Consider the following 24,719-nt stretch of genomic DNA (forward strand, 5'->3'; position numbering starts at 1 on the left):
GAAGAGATCCGCAATGCCGCGCGGGGGCGGTTCATCCCCACGTGTGCGGGGAGCAGGATGGGGGGTTCGCCCTGACCAGTGTTTGTGGCGGTTCATCCCCACGTGTGCGGGGAGCAGTTTACTGGTGTTGCAGTAGCCGCTACAGCTAACGGTTCATCCCCACGTGTGCGGGGAGCAGCCAGATAAAAGCTGTAGAAACGGCGATAAATACGGTTCATCCCCACGTGTGCGGGGAGCAGGTCAAGTGTCCACTCAGGGTCATCATGAGGGTACGGTTCATCCCCACGTGTGCGGGGAGCAGTTTCACAGGTGGTACTGTGGAGGTTGCTCCATACGGTTCATCCCCACGTGTGCGGGGAGCAGTAGCAACCTATCTGCTGGTGTCGGTCAAGGTACGGTTCATCCCCACGTGTGCGGGGAGCAGTAGCACGTAAAATATTTTGCGAAAGTGCTTTACGGTTCATCCCCACGTGTGCGGGGAGCAGTTTCTGCTAGACCAACTGCCTGAAACAGTCTGCGGTTCATCCCCACGTGTGCGGGGAGCAGTGAGCCTACCCTTGAATCCGAGAGTGACACCTCGGTTCATCCCCACGTGTGCGGGGAGCAGGCGGGCCTGTTGGAATCAATGCCGGTGATGCGCGGTTCATCCCCACGTGTGCGGGGAGCAGGATCGCAGCCTGCCCCTCAAATGTCCCCGCCTCGGTTCATCCCCACGTGTGCGGGGAGCAGTTCACGAGAACATGGCCTACAACCAGGCATTCCGGTTCATCCCCACGTGTGCGGGGAGCAGCAAAGCGGCCATCTGGCTGGCGTCCCGATTTTCGGTTCATCCCCACGTGTGCGGGGAGCAGTCAAGTAACTATTTCTACATCCCATGTTTCCTCGGTTCATCCCCACGTGTGCGGGGAGCAGAGTGGCCATGGCGGTGGTGGTGCCTCTGCATCCCGGTTCATCCCCACGTGTGCGGGGAGCAGAAGAACGAGATCGGCCACCTCACCGAGGCAGACGGTTCATCCCCACGTGTGCGGGGAGCAGGCGTTCCGTGGCACCTATGGCGAGACCATCACCGGTTCATCCCCACGTGTGCGGGGAGCAGACCGGCGATAAGCGCGGCTGGATTGGCGATACCGGTTCATCCCCACGTGTGCGGGGAGCAGACTTAATGGATGTTATTGATTTAAATGGCTTTTTCAAACCATAAAAAAGCCACCAACTAATCCAGATTGTTAATGAACGATAACCTATTGATTTTCAAAGGGTAGAAATGAGACTAACCGGCAGCCATCCAAGTCCACCGGCATCCTTCTATTTGCTCCCAAGGTTTGAAAGTCAAACCCTGAGTCGTTGTTAGCAGGCCATGCCATCACGATATTGCCCTGCTCAACCAATGCCTCACACTGTTGCCAGATCATCTCTCGTGCACGGCGCGAGACATCTCCCACATACACACCTGCACGGACCTCCAGCAACCAGATAGCCAGCCGACCACGCAAACGCGGGGGCACATCTTCGGTCACGACGACCAACATGCTCATCACTGACTCCTGTGACCGGCGTCCCCCATGCCGATCGGTTCGGGAATGGCGGGTGGCTGAGCATCCTTGGGAGGCTCAGGCGGGGTGATCCCCCCTGCAGCAAACACCTCTTCAATTAGCGGGATCAGCTTTTCCAAGGTGCGCAGTTTGTTAAAACTGTCGCGACAAGCCAACCGTACTGCGCGATCAGGGTTGGCATCGCCCCTAGCTGCGATCTCAAACGCCTGGGGCACCACGGTTTCAAATTTGATGATGTCGGCTATGTCGTAGACAAACGAGAGCGGCTTGCCACTATGGATAAAGCCGATGGCGGGGGCATACCCGGCAGCCAAGATGGCCGCCTCGGTGATGCCATAGAGGCAGGATGTGGCGGCGCTAATACATTGATTGGGCAGGTCGCCCTTCTCCCAATCCTTAGGATCATAGCGCCTCCCCTGCCACTTAACCCCATATCGAGCAGCCAACAGTTTGTAGGTCTCACGCACCCTGGCCCCTTCGATCCCACGCAACTGATCTACTGAACGACGGCTGGGAGGTGGCTCGCCAAAGCGCAGCTCAAACATCTTGCGTACTACTTTGAGACGCAGCTCTTCATCCAGTGCAAGTTTGGCCTGAAAGAGTAGCCGGTCGGATCGGGCACCTCCCGGTTGACCTGCAGCATAGAGCCTCACCCCGGCCTCCCCTACCCAAACCAGCAGAGTACCAGCCATTGCTGCCAGCTTGACGGCTGCGTGAGAGACCCGAGTGCCGGGCTCTAGCATCAGACAGGCGACAGTGCCAATGGGTATGTGAGTGCGTACCCCCTCTTTGTCCACCAGCACAAAGGCGCCGTCGATCACATCGAGCTGGCCATATTTAAGAAACAGCATGGCCCGGCGATCCTTGATTGGGAGTGGCTTTAGAGGGGGGAGCATCAGGCTTTTCCCAAAGAAAGCAAGCCGCAACCCAGCGACTTGGCTGGGCCGATACCGGCACACAGGGCGGCTCGCAAGACATCAGGCTCGACAACCTGCAAGTAACCCTCGAAGGTCGCAGTCAAGACACTAAGACGGCTTGTTCCCTTCCGCCCATGCTGCATCACAGAGCTACTGACCAGTGCATGGACAAGACTAAAACCGTGACGCTCTCCTTGCCGAGCAAGCCAAGCCAACTGCTCTTCCTCGCTACACAGCCCTCTGCGTTTGCCATCACGGGTTACCGTCGGGTTAGCCTGCAGGCGAAAGCGATAGGAACGACCTTGTTCAAGCCATTGCTCGGGTGCAAAGCGCTTCTCTTGAACTTCCCCTTGCAGGTAGTAAGGCAGATCGCGTAACGGCCCCCAGTTCCCTTCGGTTTGAGATTGCACCAGCAGTTGAGGCTGTTGCCAATTGGCTGTTGCCTCGAGACGCCACAAGAAGCGTGCAGGCGCGGTCTCTTCGTCGGGAGCAAAAGCCCTGGCCAAGGTACGATGAAGCTCGTAGGGATTGGCCAGGTCACGACGTGCCTCCTTGCTTCTTGGGTTCAAGATCAATCGACTCAGATGCAATTGATTCAGGGACATGACACCTCCTCAGGCTCCAGTTGCTCAGTGAGCACAAAACGGGGGCCAAAGCGGCGATCTGCAAAAGGGGCTATCGGTTGATCGAGGCGAACCGTCCCTTCTGTCGCCTCCAACAACAAGCGACGCACTTGCAGACCAGCCCCCTTGATCAACTCGGGATAGTCGCGCAGAGCTTCCAGCAAAGCGCTATCTCGCACACCATCAGGCAGATACACTGGCGGTGACGGCAAACACCCCTTGCGGCCCAAGCTAAGAGGCCAATGGGGCGTTTTCAGTGCCTGATGGATTTGATCGAGCAGAGCTCGTTCCCCTTCAAAACCAACCAGAAAAGCGGCATCGCTCAAGTAGTAGCGTGGGCTGACCACGGTGCGCTTCATATCGACCTTGCCAGCCGCGTTAACGATACCGGTGGCCGTCTGATAATCGCGCAACACAACCCCTTCCCTGTCCACCCTCACCCCCATCTGAAGGGCCGCAAGATCATCGACAGACTCGCTTCGATCCCGCCCCAGGGCGGCGCAGATTAGCCCGAGCACTCCCGATTTGGAAGGCTCCAGCTGGGTGTCGAGCGGCTAGTAGTCCCCCAGGATTGCATAGGCCCTTGCAGCCGCAGTAGCAGTGTCGGCATGTTACTCTCCCCACTGGGTCTCGACGACATCGCGTACCCAAGCAGCCAAGTCGCTTACCGAGCTGCGGGCCTGACTGTTCTCGAGCTGCCACTTGCCAGTGAGATCGATATGGGCCCAGCGATCGGTTGCATCTCCGTAGACGGGGGCCAGCTTGCTCTCGTACTCACCAAGCGCCGCCACAGACTGTTCGGTGAGGCTCTTGTCGTGGCGCGGCTGGATCGGACGCTCGAAGGCATTGGCCAGATTGAGAGGGCTTTTACGCAGGCTAACCCCGATAAACTCAGGCAGGTTGTGGGCAGCGAAGCTGTTTTGTTTGCCAGTCGGTATGGCTCGGACCATCGACTGGATCAAAGACTCAATGGCCGATGCTGTCAGCTCCTTGTCATCTTGCAGGTTCTGCAACAACTTGCTCACATCAAGCGCGGCATAGCGGTAGAAGGTAGCGGAGTTGAACTCGACCTGGCCAATCATGCCTGCACCGGTTTCGTCAGGGCCACCCACGTCATCGACAGCAGTAAAGTAGTCAAAGTCGCGCTCAACTCTGTGAGTGCTTATGGCATGGGCTACCTGACAGGCAGCATCCTGATTCACCTGAGGCAAGTCGGCCAGCATTCGGCCAAAGAGGGCAACATCCACCGCCTTGCCACCATCGAGTAGCGCCTTGGCCTGCTTGGCCAACTCAGCTGGAATGGCTGCCTTGCTCTCTTTTTTCCCCTTTTTCTCACCCGCCGCCGGAATGATAAGTGCATCCCAGTGTTCTTCTATCAGAGCGGCAAAACCGGCAATCTCGCGTTCGCCCAAAAACAGCAGATACTCGGTCTTGCCATCATCCTTGAGCTTGAGCCCTGCAGCCGCCAAGGCGGCCTCAATCTTACCGCTCGCTTCCTCCTGATCTCGATCAGCCAGTCTTTCCAGCAACAACGCCTGCAGTTTCTTGGTGCGAAGAGCACGATACTCGGTAGGGATAAGCTGCTGGTCACGGCTATAAAGACGAATGGCGCGCTTGAAACACTGACTACTGACCCGGGCACGGCGTTGGCCACCAAAGATTGCATCCTTGGGTGCTCCGGTATCATCACGGTTCAAATTGGAAGGGGCGAAGTTCTGGATCAGATGCAGTTCAACAAACAGGGTCATAGTTTCTCTCCTTGAAGATTTAGTCGTTTGAAGCGATGTGGGCAGCTACACGGTAGAAATCAGTGGCCCACCGGCGACGCAATTGATCGAGTCGATCGGGGTAGGCCGGGTTAAGCCAGTCGGTGAGATCCCAAAGCAGCCGCTGATAATCAATGGCCATACCATGGGATCTCAACAAGGTGACACAGTGGCGTAACGGCTCGGCCAAGGTCTCACCATCACACTCAAGCAGCGCGATAAAACGCCCCTCTATGGATGGGCTTTGTTCTTGCTTGCGATAGAGAGCCCCCATCGCCTTGGCCAAGGTCGCCTCGCAATGCTCTGGATGAAGTGCAAACAGCCCCGCCACCAGGTAGTGCGACTGACGACGGGCAGAATCAGGATGCTCGTCTGCTGCGATAAAGGGCTCAACGTAGGGAAAGACGCGCGGCGCCGTGCCAGGGGCAAAGGTGAGACTGCGGCGCAGTTCGGCCAACGCCCCACGGTTGCTCTGTGCGAGTCGCTGCAGATAATCAACAAAGGGCTGATCACTCATTGAACTTCTCCTGTTTCGTTAAGGGCTGTCAGTTGCTCCCGAATGGCAAACCACAAGCGAGACTGAACCTTGGCATTGGCACGCCATACGCTGGCTCCTCCTCCCAAGCAGGTCAGTTGTGCTTCCCAAGCAGCAATAGCAGCCTCTTTCAGCACTTGCTGCCATTGCCTCTCCGCGGCATCGGGGTCTTGTTCGATAAGAGCTAGGGTCGCCATCAGGGCGCGCTCGGCGCGGGCAAAGAAGAGCGGTGTAGCGGGGCCAGCATCAAACAGGGTGCGAGCCCGGCTGCGGGTATCTTTCTGCTGACTGTCTGGCAGGGTATCCGCAATCAGCTGCACTGCAGCTCCTTTAAACGACGCAAACAGTGTCTCGGCCATCTCCAACATCAGGCGGGCCGCGCGGGTCACCTCGGGTTGATCCAGCAGAGCCTGCGGCAACTCTAGTTGCTCGACTCGCCAACGCAGCAACTTGGCCTGATCGCTGGCAAGACCTGCTACCAACAGACGAAGATGCACTTTACCCAGCGATTCGTTTAAGCGGGTGGCATTTTCAATGATGGCTGCCGGGCGCGAGCCCCCATCGGGCAGCAGGGCAGGCAGATCACGCCAGAGTGCTCGCCCTTCACTAAAGGTGAGGCGCACGAGCCCATTGCTGCCCTCCCGAAAGTTAGCCATGGGATCAGGAGCGTGAGGATCTTCGTCCAATCCCTGCCCGGCGGCAAAGCGTAACCAGCGGATAGCACCATCCTCCTCTCGTTGAAACAGCACGGCGCGGGTCTGGCGGGTGAAGCGATCGTTGGGGCCAGTGGCAAGTAGAGGAGGCGATTTCAGATTGGTAATAGTGAGCGCGGGTCGCTCCCAGCTCGGCAAGTCTTCATGGTCAGGCGAGGCGGGATGCAGGCTCAGGATAAGGGTCTGCGTTAGGGACTCACCCAGTGGCAAGGCGGCCGCCGTATTAGCTAGCGGGCCAGCCTTGTCGGCATCACGAAACACCTTGACCAGACCACCCGGTGTGCACTGTAAAAAACCGAGCAGGGTTCGAATGGCGTGAGCCGGTGAGATGGCGTCAGGCGCGGTGTCCACCGAGTGGTTAAACACCACAGGCGCATTGCCGCTGACGCAGGCCAGATCAATCTGTGCCCAGGGTTTGAACTTCTCGCAGGTCTCGCCCGCCGTGGCCAGCGCCGCCACCTGCATAAAGGGATGCTCGGGGTGAAACAGCCAGAAACGATCGCGCCACTTTTCCAAGTAGGCGGTGATGGTCTCGGTGGGCAGCCCATGGCTAAACCAGTGGCGCAGGTTCCGTTGACCCCAGTTAGGCGTCTGTGCGTTCAGGGCTCTGTGGGTAATGGCAAGCAGCAGGCGATATTGGGCCATTAAGGAGGGTGGCGCCGTCTCTGCCAGGGCCACTATCTGCGGCGCCTGCTCAAAGAGGGCTAGCAGGCCCAGCTCCCTGACCTCTCCGCTTAGCATCCTGACCGGCAGCCAGGGCTCGTCGAGCAGATTAAAACGCATTGTCATTGTCACTCCTTTGGTTATTCCCTGTTCCGGTAGATAAGCCCCAACTCCCCATCGAGCCAAACCACCAGCCTGCCATCCAGTTGCGCCCTGCCGTCGCTATCGAGCAACAGCGGGTAGCTGTAGCGAAGCAGCGGGCTCTGAGCAAAGGCTTGCACGTCGGGTTGCTGCTTGATGGCCTTAACCAGGGCTTGATTGGAGAGGTTGAGCTGGCGGGCGCAGAGTTGGCAGGCCAGTTCAGTTGAAAGCGGTGCATCGAGCGCGAAGGGCTCAGCATCAGGCGTCAAGGCCACCCCCTTGTCAGAGACAAAGAGCGGAATCACGGTGACGCTGGGTTTGCCCAGCCGGGTGCAGTTAATTAAGCCTTTGTCCTCGCCCTCCCCCTCTTCGTAGCCTCTGGGCTTGTTCGAATAGGCAGTACCCGGGTCTGCATCGGCCCTGATAACAATATTGCGGGCCAGCTGCCGCTGGAGTTGCTCTGCAGCCAGATAAGTGGCGTAGCTGTATTCCTCGATATATTGGCGTAGCGCCTCACTCACCGAATCGGGCAACGCCCCATCGCCATAGACGGCCTGAACCAGCCGATCGATATCCTGGGGCAGTTGCAAGCTGGTTTCGCCAAGGAGCCGCACCCAGGTCATGGCGAGCAGGTAGGGATCGTAGACAAAGCGCCAACGGGTGGTCGCCAAATCGGGTAATTCACCGGGTAAGAGTCCGGCTACCGTCAGCATCGGCTGACGATGGGGCTCGGGGCGATGGGGGCGCTGATGGCGATGCAAGCGCCCCACCCGCTGCAAGAGCAGATCGACCGGGGCGAGATCGCTGATTAAAAAGTCAAAATCAATGTCCAAAGATTGCTCGACAACTTGGGTTGCCACCAACAGGGCCCGGGCCGGGCGTTTCCCCTCTTTACCAAAGGTGGAGAGCACGGCAGCTTCTCGCTGTGCCCGTTCATCGGACGGGAAACGGGCATGAAAAATCTGCAGGGTGAGACCTTCCGGCACCTTGGCCTTGAGCAGGCTATAGAGCTGCTGCGCCCGCTCGACCGTATTGACGATGATGGCGCCGCAACCGCCGTGGGTCAGGGCCTCAAGTGCTACGCAGAGCAACTCCTCGGGTGTAGTACCGCATCCGGCCAACCGGACGGGCTCCATCATTCGGCTTTCTATCTGGTCATCCCAGTCGAGGCCCCTGTCATCGGCAAGCACCAACCGCGGATAGGCAAGCTCTGGCAGCACGGCAGGGTCAACCCGCCATGCCTTGAGCAAACCATCACGACGCTTGGTTGGCAGGGTGGCACTCATCAGGATAACTGAGCAGCCCAGGCCTTTTAGCCAGCGCAGCAGCGCTTCAATCAGCCCTTCGGTATAGGTGTCGTAGGCATGAACTTCATCGAGCACCACCACTCGATTGGCCAGCCCCCAGAGCCGCACGAAGTGATGTTTGACATTCAGCACAGAGAAGAGCGCCTGATCGATGGTGCCCACTCCATAGGGAGCGATCAGCGGTCGCTTGCGACGGGAGAACCAGCGGGCGGCTTCTACTCCCTCACTCTGCTTGCCATCTTCACCCCACACGTCCTTGAGCGCTGCCATCATCTCGTGACGAGCGGCGCCACCGTGGATCAGTTGCAGATCGGGCGCCGAACCGTGTGCAAAAGCATCCATAAACTGGCGAGCACGGGCAAACAGTGCATTGCCGGTGGCCTGGGTTGGCAAGGCCAGATAGAAGCCGCGATGGCCATTCGTACGCTGCAAGTGCAGATGCGCCATAAAGGCGAGCTCTGTCTTGCCCTCCCCCATGGGGGCCTCCACCAGCAGCAAAGCGGGCCCTTGGCTCGCTTGTAACAGCTCTATACCCTGGCTCTGCAGGGCTCGTGGTATGACAGGCTTATCGGCAGCCAACATTTGGCCAAGTTGCCTATCAAGTGGGACGGGTTCTGCGAGCAAAGGTGAAAAGGAACGCAAGCCGATCGCCGTCAGCGCCTTATGAGCCAGTCTTTTGGCATGGAGGTAGTGTTGCCTGAGATCGTCGTGACGAATACCGAGGGGAAACCACTCGGGGTTAGAGCCGATCCAGTCGGAAATAGAAGTCAGCCCTGCCAGCCAATTGATGGCAGGTAGCGCCAGTTCGTCAGCGGTAATCACTCCTGATGGGGTCAGCACCTTCCAGTAGGTATCGAGCAATGCCTGCCGGGCTTGCTGCCATGCCTTATCTTCACGCAGCGGCAAGCCATCCCCAACCTCCTTTGTGGTCAACGGGTAACCGTGATGAGCTCCAACCGCCTCAGCCACATTCAGGCACCAAGGGGTCTCGGCACCTGTGTGTACCGGTAGCCATTTCTTCAAAATGGCGGTCGAGGCACAGTCATGGCGATTACTGCGCAGCGATGTACTGGCAAAGGTCAGTCCTTGAGCCTTGGCAAGTGCCTGCCCTTGCTCCCATTTTGCTTGGAATCCCGGGATGGCCTTGCCAACATCATGCAAACCAGAAAGCGTCGCCAGCCAACGAGGAGCCCCCTCAACCGACATACCAAATTGACTGGCCAGGTGTTGATGGGTAGTGGCGGGTTCAAGCTCGAGGATAGCTTCTGCTACCGCCGCGACATCTAGCATGTGAGCCAGCAAAGGATGGCCTTGATCCTCGCCACTCTTGGCCCAGAGAACCGCAGCCTGTGGGTCTAGGTTTGAAAACAGAACAGGCTCATTTACTCCATCCATTGCGGGGTCGCCTCCGGCACTCAAGTGTGACTCTCGACTGTCATTATTCCCCTCTCACTGGCTCACCGGCTGAGCCAGTGGTGCCACTGCCTCGTGTTTTTTTAATCCGGCTTCCATGGCCGCTATCACACTCTGACGTAGTTCAAGTGGCGCAAGTACCTCAACCTCGCCACTAAAGCGCATCAGATCGCGTACCAGTTCACGTTGATCGGCATAGGGGAAAGTGAGACGAATATGACCGCTTGGCTCTATGGTCTGGAGCTGCTCCCGGTGCCACTGCACATCTCTGACCCAAGGGGTAGCAGATGGGTCAAAGCGCAGTTCGGCCTGTTGCAAATCAGCTCCGGCGAAGATGCCATAGCCATTTGCAAAGAGTGCATCCAGCTCTGGTGTCCCACATTCGCAGGCGGCTTCATCCAGCGATTTGGGTTCGACTATTCGACTCAAGGCAAAGAGGCGCAGGGCCTCTCGTCCATGACACCAGGCAAGCAGATACCAGTTGTCCCGATACCAGCAGAGACGCTGTGGTGATACTTGACGCTCTTCGGACTGATGTTGTGTGGGGTGATAGAGAAAGTGGAGCTGACGCCTGGAAAACAGCGTTTGTACCAGAGGTAGGAATAGCTCTGGGGACACGTATTGGCGCCCGATGCTTTCCACACGCAGGCGGTCAGCTTCATTCTGCCACTGGGGACCCAGCAAATCTCCGATACGTGCCTGCAACTGAGCCAACCCCTGCTGCTGCAGACCCGGTTGCACATCTTGCAGCAAGCGATTGGCCATCAAGAGCGCAAAGGCTTCCGATTCGGTAAGCCAGACGCCCGGCAAGGTAAATCGACCATCATCGGTATCGTAACGATAACCACGAGCGGTCGGGTCCCAGATTATTGGCGCCTGATAACGGTCTCGCAGCAATTCCAGCAGCCGTTTGAAAGTGCTGGCTGAGCACGCAAGTCGTTCGAGTATGACGGAGCGTGGAACAGGGTAACGGAAGTCCAATAGTAACTGGTGTAAGGCAAGGGCTCGGTTAAGTTGTTCCATTCTTCTGTTAAGTTATTGGTTAATAACGACTAGGCTACCACTTAAGGAATGGAAAAACCCTATCGAGTCTCACATATACGCGACCTTTAAGACCGAGCGTTATCTTAGTTTCTTGTATTTCGCTACTTGTTCGAGGAAGTAGCGACCCAGTTCACCTTGATGTTGGTTCGCTTCGCTTTCTGCGCTGGCCAAGTGACCGTTGCGCTCCTTCCATACCGCATATGCGGCGGCCTTCTCGACCTCGACCCGTTCTTGCTGCTCTTTCGGTAGGGCACACAGATTGTGACTCATACTGACCTCTTTGTTATTTGTTGGCGCCATGGTACGCCATCACTGGCATGCGGGACTTGCGCTGGTTCAAAGGTGGCGCGCTATAATGGCTGTATATAAATACAGGTGTTTTGCCATGAAGCTGTTAACCCCAGACCCATCACCCGCCGAGGTGACCATCCCGCTGTTCTTGCACCGCGCCTCTTGCGGCTTTCCCAGCCCAGCCAGCGACTATCTGGAAGGGAAGTTGGACCTCAACACCCACTGCGTGGCGCACCCTGCAGCAACCTTCTATCTGCGTGCCGAGGGGGAGAGCATGACCGGGGTCGGCATCTTTCCCGGTGACTTGCTGGTGGTCGATAAGAGCCTCACCCCGCGCCATGGTGATGTGGTGATTGCACTACTCGATGGCGGCTTCACGGTAAAGACCTTGCAGCTCAAGCCGAGGTTGCGGCTGTTGCCAGCCAATCCGGCGTTCGCGCCTATCGACCCTTGTATGAGCCTCTCCCTAGAGTTGTTCGGAGTGGTCACCCATGTGATTGGCAATCTGAGGCAGCGTGATGGCTATAGCGCTCGTTGATGTAAATAACTTCTACGCCAGCTGTGAGCGGCTGTTTCGCCCTGAGCTGCGTGGCCGCCCGATCGTGGTGCTCTCCAACAACGATGGATGCGTAGTGTCGCGCAGCCCCGAAGCCAAGGCGATGGGTATCAAGATGGCCGGGCCCTACTTCAAGATCCGCGAGCAGTTCGAGGCGCATGGCGGTGTGGCATTTAGCTCCAACTACGCGCTCTATGGAGACATGTCTGGCAGGGTGATGAGCACGTTGGAGACCATGGCCCCCGAGCTGGAGGTCTACTCCATCGATGAAGCATTCCTGTCACTGTCGGAGTCGTTTGCCGGGGACCTGACAGCCTATGGACAACAGATCCGGCAGCGAGTGTGGCAGTGGACCGGCCTAACGGTAGGGGTTGGGATCGGTCCCACCAAGACCCTCGCCAAGCTGGCCAACTATGCAGCCAAGAAGTGGCCTGCTACGGGCGGCGTCGTGGACTTGCGTGACGAGCTGCGCCGTGCCCGGCTGATGGCTATCACCCCGGTGGACGAGGTGTGGGGCATAGGACGGCGCTTGGGGGCCAAGTTGGTGGCACAAGGCATCAATACCGTTGCTGACCTGGTGGCTAGCGACGCCAAAGGGTTACGCGCCCAATACGGCGTGGTGGTCGAGCGGATCGTACAGGAGCTGCGTGGCCTGCCTTGCGCAGAGCTGACCGTTGAACCGGCGGCAAAGCTGCAGATCCTCTCGAGCCGTTCCTTTGGTGAGCGCGTGACTGACCGTGGAGAAATGGCTCAAGCGTTGTCAGGCTTTATGGCTCGCGCAGCCGAGAAGCTGCGGGCCGAGGGGATGTGTTGCCAGCGGGTGCACCTGTTCGTGCGAACCAGCCCCTTTGACGAACGAGCGCCTTACTACAGTGAGCAGGCTGGCGTCCGGCTGGTGTGCCCTAGCGATGATACCCGGTTGCTGCTGCAGCAAGTGAACGTGCTTCTACCGCAGATTTGGCGCGACGGTTACCGCTATCAGAAGGGGGGCGTCATGCTGAGTGAGTTCACCCCCAAGGGGCAGCAACAGGCAGATCTGTTTGCCCCGTCCTCCGCTCAATCAGATGCGCTGATGGCAGTGATGGACCAGATCAAAGCCAAGGGATTGGGGCGCGTAGGCTTTGCCAGCCAAGGCACGGGGTCGCCTGAGTGGATGATGCGACAAGAGCACCTGAGCCCCTGCTACACCACCCGCTGGGAGGACCTGCCGGTGGCGAGGTAACCAAGGCACAATGAGGCCGCTACTTGGCCGCAATAGGACGTTTTGGAAAAGTGCTGCGAATGTAAGCGGGGCCCGGTGACGACTTCTAACTGCGCGGCGGCGGGGTCGTCCTCCCCCCCCTCCTTTTTTCCGACCCTCTCCCCCCCCCTTTTTTTGTGTTCGCGGGCTTCTTTTTTCTTTTATCGGGCCAAACCCATCGTTAACCAATTGATTATAAAGACCAATACGTTTCCTATCATAGGAAACACACCCTCTCTCAATGATGGCTTTTATCTATTGAAATCAAGAGATTCAACGCTATTTTCGATATTACCCCACCCCACAAATAGCCTCATACAGATCTCGATAACTTGGCGAACTGCCTGACTACCCCCTAAAGGGGGTATTAAATCTTGGGGCGACCGGCTCGGATTCCCCGACCGGAGTTCACTTCGATCAAGGAGATCGCCATGAACACTGTCGCTACTACCGCTATGACCGCCCAAGAACTCCACGCTGCCATCGTAGATGGCAAGGTCTCCGTCACCGAGGCCAAGGCCGTACTTCGTGCCCGTATCGCCAAGGCCGAGGCCGAAGGCCGCAAGCCACGCGCTCCGAGCGTCCAACTCCTGAAGGAGTTGGAAGACCTCAAGCCACGCGCCAAGCCAACAGCAGCTACGCTGCCCAATCCCGTGGACGCCCTCAAGGCAGCCAAGCCAGCCAAGCCTGCGAAGCAGCCGCAACCTGCGAAGCAGCCTGCAAAGCAACCTGCGAAGCAGGCACCGGCCAAGGCCGCTGACGCCAACGCGGATGCGTTGAGCAACGAGCAACTGCTCGACCTGCTCCGCGAACGTGCAAGTGCGGACAAGGCGTTCCTGTCCAGCGTTGGGATGCTGTTCGTCGAACTCACCCAAGCCAAGTAATCCACACCCGCAATACACCGGCCCTCACGCGACAGCGTGGGGGCTTTTTTTATGCCCAAACCAAAAGGTACGCACCATGAGCCTCTTCGCACTCAACATGATCGCACTGTCCATGATCGCCCTGACCTGCATCGTTGCCCCGTTCAACGCAGATGCTGCCGAGCTGCCACCGCAGCCCACGGCTGCATCCATGATTGGCCATCTTGAACCAGTGCAACCGACACTCGTTGAGCGTCCAGACCAACCCGAGATCGTCCTCGATATGGTTGCGCTCAATGAATCCATCGTGAGTGAGGCACTGGCAACCATCAAGGATGCCAAGCAATAACGCGAGAGATAACGCTCACACATCCCCCGTGAGGCAGCCCTAATGTGGCTGCCTTTTTTCGTTTCAAGGAGAAACAACATGATCGAGTTCAACGATTCATTCAGCCAAGCCGCAGTAGCCGAAGCCCTGCGAGCACACGAAAGCCTGCAAGAGATCGTCAACCGCAACCTGATGGTGCGTGGTTGGGAGTACGACTATGACGAGACCGGCAAGCGCACCAGTCCACCGCACATCAAGCCCGTGCCAACGATGCACAAGACCACGCTGTACGTGAACCCGAGCGACATGAGGGACAACCTGCCCCGAGAGATTGGCTTTGCGTGGTGGGAGCGCCAGTGCAACGAGCATGGCTACCCCGTGGGTGAATGGAAACGCACCATTATCGGTGCCTACTTCAACCACGGCACCAATGAGCAACCGAACTGGGGGAGCCACACATGAAAGTCAGAGTCACCGCCCGCTTCAAGGGCAAGGTTGTCGAGACCGCAGTGATGTCAATCGAGGCGCTGATAGAGCGCCTTATTGATGCCAACGAGGTGGCCAAGTGCATGGGTATCCGTGAGCAACTGGCCGACTACAACAAGACAAGCGTGGTGCGCTTTACCCAGTGCGTAAGGGGCAGGCGCTACACCATGACAGCGAGGAAAGAGTGATGGGGATCTTCGAGGGATACACATGGGGTCTGGGCACCCCGAACCTGCCCAAGCTGGGGGCTCGGGCCATCCTGCAACGTGGTTACGTGGACTTCCTGGGCGACCGTGCCGGTGTCTACGGCGAGCCAGACGAGGCGTGGCGGGCCGAGTGCGACAAGGTGTTGCCGCACTTCATCAAGGAGCTGACCGCCATGGCCAAGGCATACCAGATATGCACCGACATGGACGAGGTATTCCGCCTCGAACACAAGGGCTGGGTGTGTGAGGCCAGCCCAAGGCGTAGTTATGGCTACCTCTACATCGACATCTACCGCCCCGCTACTTAGCGGGGTTTCTGTTTCAAGGAGAGACAACATGGCCAAGATAACCTTTCGCGCCAAGGTGAATGACGGGTACGTGAAGATCCCCAAGCTGGGCCGTCAGCACTGCGACATGAATGCGTTCCACTTCCACCCACGTTACGGGGCATACAGCAACTCAACGCTGTTCCCGCAGATGCTGGCCCGCATTGCCAGCGACCTGACCAAGGGCACCGGCCACCTTAACGTAGCCAAGCTGCCCGCCAACGTGGAAGTGGACACATCCAAGTTCCTCGCCACCGTAACCATCGAGGTGTGAACCTCACCAAACCCCAACGCCCCTCACATGAGGGGCTTTTTGTTTCACGGAGAAACATCATGTTCAAACCAACTGTTCACAGCTACTTCTCAGGCGCTGGCCTGATGGACACCGGCCTTATCTTCGGTGGCCTGCCCATTGCCCGCTCGTTCGAGTTAGACCCGCTGGCCTGCAAGGTGCAGGCTGCCAACCTTGGCGACCACGTTGAGAACGTGGACGTGACCCAGCTGTGTGTGACTGGCCAAGGTGAAGCCGATGTGATCATCGGCACCTACCCATGCACCAAGTACAGCAACATTGCCGACATCAAGGGCACCCGCACGGGTGACGACTTGTTCCTCCACTTCTTCCGCCACATTGCGTTGATGCGGCCCGAAGTGTACGTGGTCGAGAACGTACCTGGGATGACCAAGTTTCCGGTGGTCATGGAAGCCATGACCCAGTTGCCGGACTACTACGTGACCACGTTCAACCCAGTGCGGGCCGAGCACATGGTTCCCCAACGCCGTGACCGGCTGATCATCATGGGCAGTCGCCGCCCGTTCACATGGAATGCCCCCGACAAGGGCAAGGTGCCAAGCCTGATGTCGCTGTTAGAACGTGACCCCGAGATAGTCATCCCGCCCTCGGTCTATGCCCGCCTCAACGGGCAGTATCGTGACAAGCCAATCATCAGCGACCCCTTTAAGGGTGACATCGCACCCACCTGCCTAGCCCACTACGCCAAGGACAAGGGCACACGACTGGTGATAGACCCAGTGACCCGCAAGCCGCGTCCTTACACGGTTCGTGAGTACGCAAGGTTGATGGGGTTGCCTGATTTCTTCACCTTTGACGCGCCCGATAGCGATGCTTATCGCATGATTGGCAACGGCGTTGTGTTCCACAAGGGCGTGTGGGTAGCGAATGAGATCGTGAGGTATTTTTCTCACTCCCATCGACAATCAAGACCACTCACAAGAGCTGCTTCACATCAGAACGTCTGAAAGATACCCCTTGGTTTTCTCTGACACCTTCTCATTAACTTTCTCACGCTTCATTTGCGCAAAAAAGAGACCCTAAAGGGTCTCTTAAATCTTGGGCTGACCAATCCGGTCGGCTCTCTTAATGGGGCCGGTTCCTTTGGGGACTGGCCCTTTTCACATCTGGAGAAATGCCATGAACGCAAAAGTAGAAACCACCCTGTACGCCAACATCACCGACCTGTTCGAGATCCTCAAGGACTTCAACAAGGCCAAGGTCAGACTGACCGGTCGGGGTGCCACCAAGGATGTCATGGGCTGGAGCCGCACGGCGAGTGAGCACGTTTGCTTTGGCTCGGTGACAGGGCGCACCACCGAGCAGAGCTTGCGGATGCACCTGTCGAACCTGCTGAACGAGGACATCGACCACCTCAAGCAGGAAGTGGCGCACAAGGGCTATGACGCCGTGCTGTCCACCGTCAAGGCGAACCTCTTGGTGTTCAAGGGGCAAGCCAAGCACACCGCCCTGGGTCAGTTGGACGAGCTGCAATCCAAGAGCTTTATGGAGGCAGTGGGCGCACTTCCGCAGCCGACTGAGGGGGTGAGCGAAGCGAACGCCCCGAAGGAGGCGGAGGCCAAGGGGGACGAGTGGGTATTCAACGTGCCCGCCTTGCGTGGGTTGCAGGGTGGCCGTGCTTACTACGCCGTGACCATGCCCTATCGGGTACTCGCCCGACTGTTGCAGATCCAGACCGGCTTTGCCGCTATCGAGCGAGCCCAACGTGAAGTGAACAAGTCTCGGGTGACTGACCTTGTGGACTACATGGGCCAAGCAGGATACGCCCTGCCAGCCCTGACTGGGTGTGTCGAGGGTAAGGCCGAGTTTACCGGCGACCACATGGGCACACTCGCCATCGACATGGGAGCCAAGATCTTGCTGGCTGATGGCCAACATCGGGCGAGTGCCATTGTCAACAAGGTGGAGGCTGATGCCGCACTTGCGGGTGAGTCGGTAATCATCCAGTTGTATACCGGCCTCACCTTGGACGAACGGCAGCAGCTGTTCTCTGACCTCAACAGCAAGGCGGTCAAGCCGAACGCCTCGATCAACAACCTCTACAACCACCGCAAGGATGGCAGCCAAGTGGCTCGGGCCGTGGCCAACGCCGTGTTCCCTGGGCTTATCGACTTCGAGCGCACCACCTGTGGTGGCCGCAGTGAGTTCCTGTACCCGTTCAAGACGCTCATTGATGCCAACAATGTGCTGATGAACAAGCGTGATGGTGAGGCGTGGCAGGAGGTAGAGAAGGTTGATGCCCTCAAGATCTGGGCGTTGATCATGAAGCGGGTGCCGGTCACAACCGCAGCCGGTTCAGGGGAGAACGTGGCCAAGCTGCGTGAAGGCTCAGTGCTCGGCACTGCCGTGGGCCTGATGGTGCTGGTCTGGGTAGCCAAGGTGCTGATGGAACAGGAGGGATTGAACGGGCTCACTCACCTGCGTAAAGCCGACTGGGACAAGGGTTGGTTCGGTTGGCAGGGCAACGTGATGTTGGGGGCCAAGATGATTAAGAACGGCAGCAGTATCAAGGATGGTGCCCGCGCCGTGTTAAGCCTGCTTGATATGCCTGTAACGGGCGTGTCCGGTAATTGACGATACCCCAAGTCATTTTTGTTGCCTTTCAAAGGGTCAAAGAGTTTTCAACATTGGTCGGATCATTTACGGATGTGAGGAAAGCCGCATGACAACCTCAAATGAATCAAAAAAAGAACCAGCCGCAGTCGCCTCGTTAATCATTGAAGCCAGCAAGCACGTCAACAAATCGTGGCAGCATCTGGCTCATTTGGCGTCTAACTGGTTGGTTGCCCAAGGGCTGGAGACTCCGATAAGCCAGCAGGATCTCGCCTCGCTGGCAGCTTGCATGATGTTCACCGGCAAGCCCCAAGCCCCTGACGCTGGCGACCGTGACTCGTTCTTCGAGTTCATCGGTGTGAAGCAGAAGCCCAAGGAGGACTTGGGCGCTGGGGTGGCGGTGGAGATAGACGGGTGCAAGGGTATGCTGCGTTATCGTCTGGCCAAGGACATGTTCGATACCACGCTGCGTGTCCCGATACCCACCATTGAATGGGCTGACCAAGCCCCGCACTCCGTCCCGCAGATCAATCCCTTCTACGAAGTCACCCCGACCTTTCACGATGTCTTGACCGCCATGGCAATGGGCTTTCGCTCATGGCTGTTCGGTCATACCGGCACCGGAAAGACGGCGGCTATCAGGGAGATCTGCGCACGTTGCAGCTTGCCGCTGGTGCGGATCAACTTCGATTCGGAAATGACCCGTGCTGACCTCGTTGGCAAGACCGAGTTGCTCAACGATGGCGGCACGACCGTGAGCCGGTTCATTGAGGGTGTGCTGCCCCGTGCTCTCCCGCACGTTGGGGTAGTGCTGCTCGATGAACTGGACTTCATCCGGCCCGACCTCGCCTACGTCATGCAGGCGGTGCTGGAGGGGGATGAACTGGTGCTGACCGGTGATAACGGTCGCCGTGTACCGGTGCATCCGCAGTGCTGGATAGTGGCCGCAGCGAATACCTGTGGCCAAGGTGATGATGTCGGCCTGTACCGAGGGGCGCGTGAGCAGTCAGCCGCATTCCTCAACCGGTTCCAGACCTTCATCGACTTCGACTACATGGAGTGGGCCAAGGAGGCGGCATTGCTGGAGCGCGAGACCAGCTTGCCTAGCCACATCTGCGAGAAGCTGTGCCTGTATGCCAAGGAGCATCGGGAAGCGTTCGGCAGGCGTGAGGTGCTCACTCCGATCTCGTACCGCCAGTTGGTCACGATGGCCAACCGGATGATGTTCATGTCCCGACATGCAGGCGTCTTGCCGCAGGACGGAGTATGGGAGGCCATGGAGTTGGTGGTCTTCAATGCCATGCCTGCCCATGAGCGCGTCAAGATGACGGGCATCGCACAACGGTTAAGCATCTAAGGAGGATGTGATGGGTTAAAGCGACATTTCTAACCTGCCCGTGTGGCCGGTCATCCTTCGACTGGGGGGACGGGTACTACACCCGTTCCATTGGTAAAGCAAAGCGAATGTAACCGAGCGGTAGCAACGGGGGCCAAGGCGGCCCCCTTTTTTATGTCATGGAGATATGAAAATGAACTCGACCGATCTGGTAATTGAGTGCAATGCGATAGCCCGCGTGTTGGGCAGGTCGCAGGTGCGCGTAGAGTTTGCAGGGAGTGAGGCGTGGAATGACGGCTCCCTGATCCGCCTGCCCGAGATAGCTGCGGGCAAGGTAAGTGACGACAAGGTAGCGATGATGCGTGGCTATACCGACCATGAGACTGCGCACTCGCTGTTTACTGACTTTGAGTTTTTCCGGCAACACGACAAGACCAAGGCCGACCAGATCAACTATCTGGAAGACCCACGGATCGAGGCGGCCTATCAGCAGCAGTACCCTGGGGCGTGGAGTAGCTTGAACGCCATGCGTCATGTGTCGGCGCAACTCCAGCTTGATGCACTGGCCAAGGTGCCGCCGCATCTGCTCGACTGGGGACGGCTGATCTTCGGGGCGGTCAAGTGGACGGCCTCCCAGATGATGGGCCACGGTGGTGACGTACAGCGGGAGCTGGTTGCCATGATACCGGAGCACTACCGGCCACTGGCCAGCGAGTTTGCGACCCGCTCGATGGCGGCCAAGAGTACCCAAGAGATAGCGGCGCTCGTTGACGAGCTGCTTGAGCGGCTCAATTTTGAGCCGGAGCCTGAGAAAGCGCCTGAGCCCGAGCAGGAGCCAAGCGAAGGGGATGACAAGGACGAGGGCGAGGATGGGCAGGACGGGCAGCCCAAGGGCGTTGGTGAGGACGGAGAAGGTGACGAGGGCCAAGAGGATGGCGGGGAGTTAGGTGGCCAAGGAGAGAAGCAAGCGCCGCTCATTGACGAGGCGGCCATCCTGAGCGGCATGGCCAGCCGTGAGGCGAGCTTGCCCAAGTTCAACCTCCAGCTGTTCGAGTACAAGCACGATGACGCCCATGTGTGTGGCGTAGCCTTCTCGGCCAAGGAGAAGGTCGCCATCAGTCCGATGGGTTCCCATGCCAAGAGCATCCTCAAACGTGCGCTGATAGGCGTTGATGACAGTCGCTGGCTGGGTGGCCGTGTCCATGGCCTGCTCGATGCCAACGACTTGGTGCGGGCCTACCAAGGCGAGGATGACGTTTACCGGCAGCGCACCAAAGACCCCGAGCTTGATACCGCCGTCACCCTGCTGATTGACATGAGTTCCAGCATGAGGGGCGAACGGATTGAGTGGGCCACCAAGACGGCGTTGATGTTGGGCGATGCGCTCGACTCGCTGGGTGTGCCGCTATCGATCCTGGGTCACACCACCATGGCCCTGCACAACTACGGTCTCTACCCCAAGGCGGATGTGGATCAAGTGTTCGCGTTTGCCAACGACAAACGCCATCCCCAGCTTGCTTGCTTCAAGTTCCAGAACGCCGACCAGACCGGACGGAAGTTGAAGGGCGGGCGCTCGGGCAAGGTGGTTGAGAGGCTGGCCATCAAGGCGTATGAGCGGTATCGGCTGGGCCACTCACTCAATGCGGACGAGGTGTACGCTCTCGGCTGCGCGTTGACGAGTGCCCCAGGGTATATCTCATCCGACCCGTTGGTGATGTTCAATCTGTTAGGGTTCGGGGTGAGGATCAGAACCGCCCGTGATGTGATCGAAAGGTTGCCCTATTTAGTGGGTGTGTACGGAGCCAATAATATCGACAACCGCGCTATTGAGTTTGCTATCAATAAGATTGGGAAGTGTAAGCAGAAGCGCAAGATACTTTTAATGTTATGTGATGGCATTCCATATGCGCGTGGGGCACTTTCTAACTTATTGAATTCCAGTACCCATAATACCCTAGCTACTGTGTCCACCCTTGGTATCAAGGTGATCACTTTCGGCTTTGGTTCAACAAGTGTTAAAGGATGTACCCATTATGATGTAACATCAGGCTCAATCGGGCAGATAGAAAAAACAGTCCTTTTTGTTGTCAATGAATTGCTAAAAACATCATACCCTCGCCATTCCCCGAGCAGAACTGGTGCAGTGGAGACAACCATATGAAAGCTAGACCGGCATATAGGATTAGGTTGAACTGGATTAGGATGGCTCCTGCACACAGACGAAGTCTCGTTAAGAACCCAAACTGGTGGGTGCTTGTCGCCCAGCGGGTGAAGTCAGGCGTGAAGATCGGGGATGCTATTAGCCAAGTGGAGAGTGAGTGCGAGGCTAGACTCGCGGCTCGCAAGGCAAATGGAGATTAATATGGATAGTTTAGAGATTGAGCGGATCTTGCATCAGTTTCAAGGCCTGGAGCTACAGAACCGCATTTTGGAAAAGAAGTTTAATAACTTACAAAACGAACATCAGAAGACACTTGATGTAATCGAATCGCTTAAATCGAACCTCGCTGAATTACAACTGCAACTTGCATCATTTGGTATTGCACCATCGCACGACAATGAATCGCTACGAGAACTCAGCGACCTGACTCCACGCCAACACGTTATCCTTCAATTGTTTATTGAAGGATTTAACTACGACCAGATGGCTCACCGAATTGGGGTCTCGATTAATACAATCAAGACTCAAGCCAAGGCCATCCGTACCAAGTGGGGCGTGGACAACCGATCCGACCTGATATTCAAGGCCCGCCGTGCCATTAGTAGTGTGGCCGACAATGTGTATGTCGAGATCAGTGGTGGGTTGCCGAAGAACTGGGGTGAAGAGTTCGCTCACCTAGCCAAGGATGCAGACCCACATAACGTGTTGTACCGGCCAAGTAAGGGAAGAGGTGCTGGACATGAAGACGAAGAAGATTGATGGCAAAGAGTTGGCGACCATGAAGGACGCCGCCCTTTGCTACCTATCCGATAGGGAACGGTCAAGATCGACCACTCATATCGTCTCGAAGCTGGCCCCTTTCTGGGGCCAGTTTCGTTTGGTCGATGTGACCCAGCGGACGATGGACGACTATGCCAAGGGACTGGAGGGCATGGCCCAAGCAACCAAGGCGCGGATGTGCAGGCAGGCCCGCACGGTCTACCTGTACGGGTGCCGTGAGTTTGACCTCGCGCCCAAGGGGATCAAGGTGCCAACCGAAGGCAAACACCGCGCCGAATTTCTGACCAAGGATGAACTGGCCAAGCTGTTGGAGGGGCTGACGGATGAAGCCAGGGCCATTGCGACCTTCATGGTCTATACCGGCGCACGGTATTGCGAGGCCCGACTGGTAGAGGTGGATGACCTCAAGCAGATGGGCACGGCATTGATGTGCCGATTACGCCACAGGAAGGGCCGTGAGACGCTTTGGCGCGAACGCTGGGTGCCGGTGCATCCACAGGTGCAAGAAGTTATCCGGCAGCACGGTAGCGTCTCTGGTGCGCTCTGGCGCAATAGTCTGGGCGAACAGTGGCACCAAGATGCGGGAGCCCTGCGCAACCAGATGAAGAGGGTATCGGCCAAGCTGGGGTTCGAGGCTCGGCCCCATGTGCTGCGGCATACCTTCGGGACGCTGCTGGCCAAGGAGGGGGGAGACCTGCGGATACTGGCGGAACTGATGGGCCATGCCAGCTTGGAGCAGACCCGAACCTATATCAATGCAGGTAATCAGGAGGCCGCCGCGCTGGTCGGGAAATTGTGATGGGTCACATTTCTGGTCATGGCTGTGACCATTGTTGTGACCATGCATGACCATACGTGACCACGGGCTAGTTAAATAGCGCAGTGGTCAAATCTGGTCATGTCTACTACAGTTTATTAAGCCGATACAAGCAGTTAGGTGAGGGGGACATTGCGAAGCCTGAACTGTTTCAACCGGCCTTTTGGCCGGTTTTTTTTATGTCTGATATCCGGGATTACTGGGCCAGCGCCTTCAACTGCGCCTTGTCTGGCGGATTGTTCCAGTCGATGGGGCCATGGGTAAAACGGTACTGCAACCGTGGCAGGCTGGTCTCCAGCCACTCTTCTCGAAAATAGGCATAACCCTGATCCCAATCCGGATCATTGGCCCAACCGCTCTGCAGGAAGTAGAGGCGAGTACCCTGCCCTTCCGGCACAAAGCGCAGGCAAACCTGGGTCTTTTGCTGGCGGATATGGGGCAGGCTGGGCGGGAAATTCCAGCTGAAACTGAGCAAATCATAGGGCATGACGGCCATGACCCGGCACCCTTCGCTGCCACGTTCACCCAGCGGGGCATCAGGCCTGAAGTAGATCTCGAAAGGGCCATTCGGTTCGGCCACCATCAAACATTCGGGAGCCAGAAAACTGCGCAGACCGCTTTCGGTAGTCCAGGCGTGCCAGACATCGTCTATGTGCGCCGGAACAAAAATGTTGCCTTCAATCAGTTTATTGTCCATAAATCAGCGATCCTCAAGCCATCCATACAAGGGACTCCGGCAGTATAGCCCCATGGCAAATACAATGGACAGTGCTTAATCACACCCTTGTCATTTGCATCGATTAACCTGCCTCTGTGCAGCTGCCTCAATGAACATTGGCTTGATCCGGGAGGGCATCATGATCCGGCTCATGGAAGAACACGACATTCCCCAACTGGCCCGGCTGTTTTTAAATAGCCGCCGCCACACCTTTCACTGGGTCGATCCAGCCCGTTTCCAACTCGAGGATTTCGAGGAACAGACCAAAGGTGAACAGGTGTGGGTAGCCGAACAGGGGGGCAATATCTGCGGCTTTATCGCCATCTGGCTGCCCGATCACTTCGTCCATCACCTCTATGTGTCAAGCGACTGGCATGGTCAGGGGATCGGGCGCGCCCTGCTGGAGCGGGGCCTGGCTGATTCGCCGCACGGCTCGCTCAAGGTTGCGACCCGCAACACGGCGGCAGTAGCCTTCTACCATCGGCTGGGCTGGCAAAACAGTGATGAGACAGGCCACTGCGAGGTCACCGGCCCTTGGTGCAAGTTGCTCAGAAGCTAGCGGGACGCCCGGCACCTGCGCTTTGCGGCTGAACAGGCACCAGCGGTGCCGGGGGGAAGAACCAGCGGTAGAGATCGAACCAGCCATCTCGCTGGGCAATCACGACCTCGTGCACTGGATCGCGCTGGAAGATCGCCACCTTGTTTTCGGTCAGCGGCACCCAGGCATAGTTGACCAGCGCATATTGCGACTGGATCAGGTTGTACTCATTGAGATAGGAGTCATCGTTACCCGATTCGTGCAGTTGGGTACGACTGTCGATGAGGTAAACAAGCTGGTTGAAGAAGGTAAGTTGAAAACCGGTCACTCGCCACTTCTCCCTGGTCGCCTCCTCCTCTTCAATCACGGTAATTTTGCCCCAGCGGCACACCCCGTGATAGTTGACTCCATTGGCCGACATTTTCAGATCGTAATGGCAGCCCAGACTGTTGATAAACATCCCGACCACAAACAGCAGCACGACAAGCAGTGGCAACAGCAGCAAGGTATTTTTCAGCGTTCGTTTCATCAG

At 57.5% G+C, this 24,719-nt stretch carries 27 protein-coding genes and 1 CRISPR repeat array; of the genes, 15 read left to right on the forward strand and 12 right to left on the reverse strand.

The window, feature by feature from the left end:
• The first annotated feature begins 27 nt into the window (after positions 1-27).
• Positions 28-1,157: a CRISPR direct-repeat array (repeat unit 29 nt; unit sequence CGGTTCATCCCCACGTGTGCGGGGAGCAG).
• Positions 1,158-1,241: 84 nt separating this feature from the next.
• From cas2e to A9G06_RS01075, 10 genes are all read right to left on the reverse strand, one after another.
• On the reverse strand, positions 1,242-1,535 hold the full coding sequence (gene cas2e / locus A9G06_RS01030) for a type I-E CRISPR-associated endoribonuclease Cas2e (RefSeq protein ID WP_064341168.1): 294 nt from the start codon (positions 1,533-1,535) through the stop codon (positions 1,242-1,244).
• Positions 1,535-2,449 carry a type I-E CRISPR-associated endonuclease Cas1e gene (gene cas1e, locus A9G06_RS01035; protein WP_069554000.1) on the reverse strand — a complete coding sequence of 305 codons (915 nt, stop codon included), beginning with the start codon at positions 2,447-2,449 and terminating at the stop codon, positions 1,535-1,537. Before cas1e ends, cas2e begins: the two co-directional genes overlap by 1 nt.
• The gene (gene cas6e / locus A9G06_RS01040) at positions 2,449-3,075 is read right to left on the reverse strand and encodes a type I-E CRISPR-associated protein Cas6/Cse3/CasE (RefSeq protein ID WP_234784142.1); all 627 of its coding nucleotides are present in this window, start codon (positions 3,073-3,075) and stop codon (positions 2,449-2,451) included. The genes cas1e and cas6e overlap by 1 nt, the downstream gene beginning before the upstream one ends.
• A complete protein-coding gene (cas5e, locus tag A9G06_RS01045; protein WP_216093208.1) occupies positions 3,066-3,611 on the reverse strand; it encodes a type I-E CRISPR-associated protein Cas5/CasD in 546 nt (181 codons plus the stop codon). The genes cas6e and cas5e overlap by 10 nt, the downstream gene beginning before the upstream one ends.
• Before the next feature lie 93 nt (positions 3,612-3,704).
• Positions 3,705-4,841, reverse strand: coding sequence for a type I-E CRISPR-associated protein Cas7/Cse4/CasC (gene cas7e, locus A9G06_RS01050; RefSeq protein ID WP_064341171.1), 1,137 nt, complete (start codon positions 4,839-4,841; stop codon positions 3,705-3,707).
• A gap of 19 nt (positions 4,842-4,860) precedes the next feature.
• A complete protein-coding gene (casB, locus tag A9G06_RS01055; protein WP_064341172.1) occupies positions 4,861-5,376 on the reverse strand; it encodes a type I-E CRISPR-associated protein Cse2/CasB in 516 nt (171 codons plus the stop codon).
• On the reverse strand, positions 5,373-6,896 hold the full coding sequence (gene casA, locus A9G06_RS01060) for a type I-E CRISPR-associated protein Cse1/CasA (protein WP_234898256.1): 1,524 nt from the start codon (positions 6,894-6,896) through the stop codon (positions 5,373-5,375). The genes casB and casA overlap by 4 nt, the downstream gene beginning before the upstream one ends.
• Positions 6,897-6,910: 14 nt before the next feature.
• Positions 6,911-9,613: a CRISPR-associated helicase/endonuclease Cas3 gene (locus A9G06_RS01065; protein ID WP_069554002.1), complete on the reverse strand. Its 2,703-nt coding sequence runs from the start codon at positions 9,611-9,613 to the stop codon at positions 6,911-6,913.
• Positions 9,614-9,667: 54 nt separating this feature from the next.
• Complete coding sequence (locus A9G06_RS01070) at positions 9,668-10,654, reverse strand: WYL domain-containing protein (protein ID WP_069554003.1); 987 nt, start codon at positions 10,652-10,654, stop codon at positions 9,668-9,670.
• 99 nt (positions 10,655-10,753) lie between these two features.
• On the reverse strand, positions 10,754-10,945 hold the full coding sequence (locus tag A9G06_RS01075; protein ID WP_064341176.1) for a DUF3283 family protein: 192 nt from the start codon (positions 10,943-10,945) through the stop codon (positions 10,754-10,756).
• Positions 10,946-11,060: 115 nt separating this feature from the next.
• Between A9G06_RS01075 and umuD the strand changes: the two genes are divergently transcribed.
• The 14 genes from umuD (at position 11,061) to A9G06_RS01150 (ending at position 22,913) form a co-directional block, all read left to right on the forward strand.
• Positions 11,061-11,504, forward strand: a complete 444-nt coding sequence (gene umuD / locus A9G06_RS01080) for a translesion error-prone DNA polymerase V autoproteolytic subunit (RefSeq protein WP_025327594.1) — start codon at positions 11,061-11,063, stop codon at positions 11,502-11,504.
• Complete coding sequence (gene umuC / locus A9G06_RS01085) at positions 11,485-12,744, forward strand: translesion error-prone DNA polymerase V subunit UmuC (RefSeq protein ID WP_069554004.1); 1,260 nt, start codon at positions 11,485-11,487, stop codon at positions 12,742-12,744. The genes umuD and umuC overlap by 20 nt, the downstream gene beginning before the upstream one ends.
• Positions 12,745-13,193: 449 nt before the next feature.
• The gene (locus A9G06_RS01090) at positions 13,194-13,646 is read left to right on the forward strand and encodes a hypothetical protein (protein ID WP_139126124.1); all 453 of its coding nucleotides are present in this window, start codon (positions 13,194-13,196) and stop codon (positions 13,644-13,646) included.
• 76 nt (positions 13,647-13,722) lie between these two features.
• The gene (locus A9G06_RS01095) at positions 13,723-13,974 is read left to right on the forward strand and encodes a hypothetical protein (protein ID WP_069554006.1); all 252 of its coding nucleotides are present in this window, start codon (positions 13,723-13,725) and stop codon (positions 13,972-13,974) included.
• 78 nt (positions 13,975-14,052) lie between these two features.
• A complete protein-coding gene (locus tag A9G06_RS01100; RefSeq protein WP_069554007.1) occupies positions 14,053-14,415 on the forward strand; it encodes a hypothetical protein in 363 nt (120 codons plus the stop codon).
• Entirely contained in the window at positions 14,412-14,627 is a 216-nt protein-coding gene (locus tag A9G06_RS01105) for a hypothetical protein (RefSeq protein WP_069554008.1), read from the forward strand. The genes A9G06_RS01100 and A9G06_RS01105 overlap by 4 nt, the downstream gene beginning before the upstream one ends.
• Positions 14,627-14,953: a type IV toxin-antitoxin system YeeU family antitoxin gene (locus A9G06_RS01110; protein ID WP_069554009.1), complete on the forward strand. Its 327-nt coding sequence runs from the start codon at positions 14,627-14,629 to the stop codon at positions 14,951-14,953. Before A9G06_RS01105 ends, A9G06_RS01110 begins: the two co-directional genes overlap by 1 nt.
• A gap of 28 nt (positions 14,954-14,981) precedes the next feature.
• Positions 14,982-15,245 carry a hypothetical protein gene (locus A9G06_RS01115; protein WP_069554010.1) on the forward strand — a complete coding sequence of 88 codons (264 nt, stop codon included), beginning with the start codon at positions 14,982-14,984 and terminating at the stop codon, positions 15,243-15,245.
• A 59-nt stretch (positions 15,246-15,304) separates the two neighbouring features.
• The gene (locus A9G06_RS01120) at positions 15,305-16,231 is read left to right on the forward strand and encodes a DNA cytosine methyltransferase (protein ID WP_064341942.1); all 927 of its coding nucleotides are present in this window, start codon (positions 15,305-15,307) and stop codon (positions 16,229-16,231) included.
• 172 nt (positions 16,232-16,403) lie between these two features.
• Entirely contained in the window at positions 16,404-17,858 is a 1,455-nt protein-coding gene (locus A9G06_RS01125; protein WP_069554011.1) for a DNA sulfur modification protein DndB, read from the forward strand.
• Positions 17,859-17,946: 88 nt separating this feature from the next.
• Positions 17,947-19,194 carry a MoxR family ATPase gene (locus tag A9G06_RS01130; protein WP_069554012.1) on the forward strand — a complete coding sequence of 416 codons (1,248 nt, stop codon included), beginning with the start codon at positions 17,947-17,949 and terminating at the stop codon, positions 19,192-19,194.
• Between the two features lie 172 nt (positions 19,195-19,366).
• Positions 19,367-21,334: a hypothetical protein gene (locus tag A9G06_RS01135; RefSeq protein ID WP_069554013.1), complete on the forward strand. Its 1,968-nt coding sequence runs from the start codon at positions 19,367-19,369 to the stop codon at positions 21,332-21,334.
• Positions 21,335-21,535: 201 nt separating this feature from the next.
• Positions 21,536-22,093 (forward strand): helix-turn-helix transcriptional regulator, encoded by a 558-nt coding sequence (locus A9G06_RS01145; protein ID WP_069554015.1) that lies wholly within the window; start codon positions 21,536-21,538, stop codon positions 22,091-22,093.
• Positions 22,074-22,913: a site-specific integrase gene (locus A9G06_RS01150; RefSeq protein ID WP_069554016.1), complete on the forward strand. Its 840-nt coding sequence runs from the start codon at positions 22,074-22,076 to the stop codon at positions 22,911-22,913. The genes A9G06_RS01145 and A9G06_RS01150 overlap by 20 nt, the downstream gene beginning before the upstream one ends.
• A 214-nt stretch (positions 22,914-23,127) precedes the next feature.
• Here the strand turns inward: A9G06_RS01150 and A9G06_RS01155 are convergent, their stop codons facing one another.
• The gene (locus A9G06_RS01155; RefSeq protein ID WP_005334766.1) at positions 23,128-23,628 is read right to left on the reverse strand and encodes an SRPBCC domain-containing protein; all 501 of its coding nucleotides are present in this window, start codon (positions 23,626-23,628) and stop codon (positions 23,128-23,130) included.
• Positions 23,629-23,788: 160 nt separating this feature from the next.
• On the opposite strand from A9G06_RS01155, the gene A9G06_RS01160 reads away from it, so the two are divergent.
• On the forward strand, positions 23,789-24,208 hold the full coding sequence (locus A9G06_RS01160; RefSeq protein ID WP_069554129.1) for a GNAT family N-acetyltransferase: 420 nt from the start codon (positions 23,789-23,791) through the stop codon (positions 24,206-24,208).
• Here the strand turns inward: A9G06_RS01160 and A9G06_RS01165 are convergent.
• Complete coding sequence (locus A9G06_RS01165; protein ID WP_005353702.1) at positions 24,198-24,716, reverse strand: hypothetical protein; 519 nt, start codon at positions 24,714-24,716, stop codon at positions 24,198-24,200. The genes A9G06_RS01160 and A9G06_RS01165 overlap by 11 nt on opposite strands.
• Between the last annotated feature and the right edge of the window lie 3 nt (positions 24,717-24,719).

Source organism: Aeromonas sp. DNP9 (assembly GCF_001728955.1).
GTDB classification, from domain to species: domain Bacteria; phylum Pseudomonadota; class Gammaproteobacteria; order Enterobacterales; family Aeromonadaceae; genus Aeromonas; species Aeromonas veronii.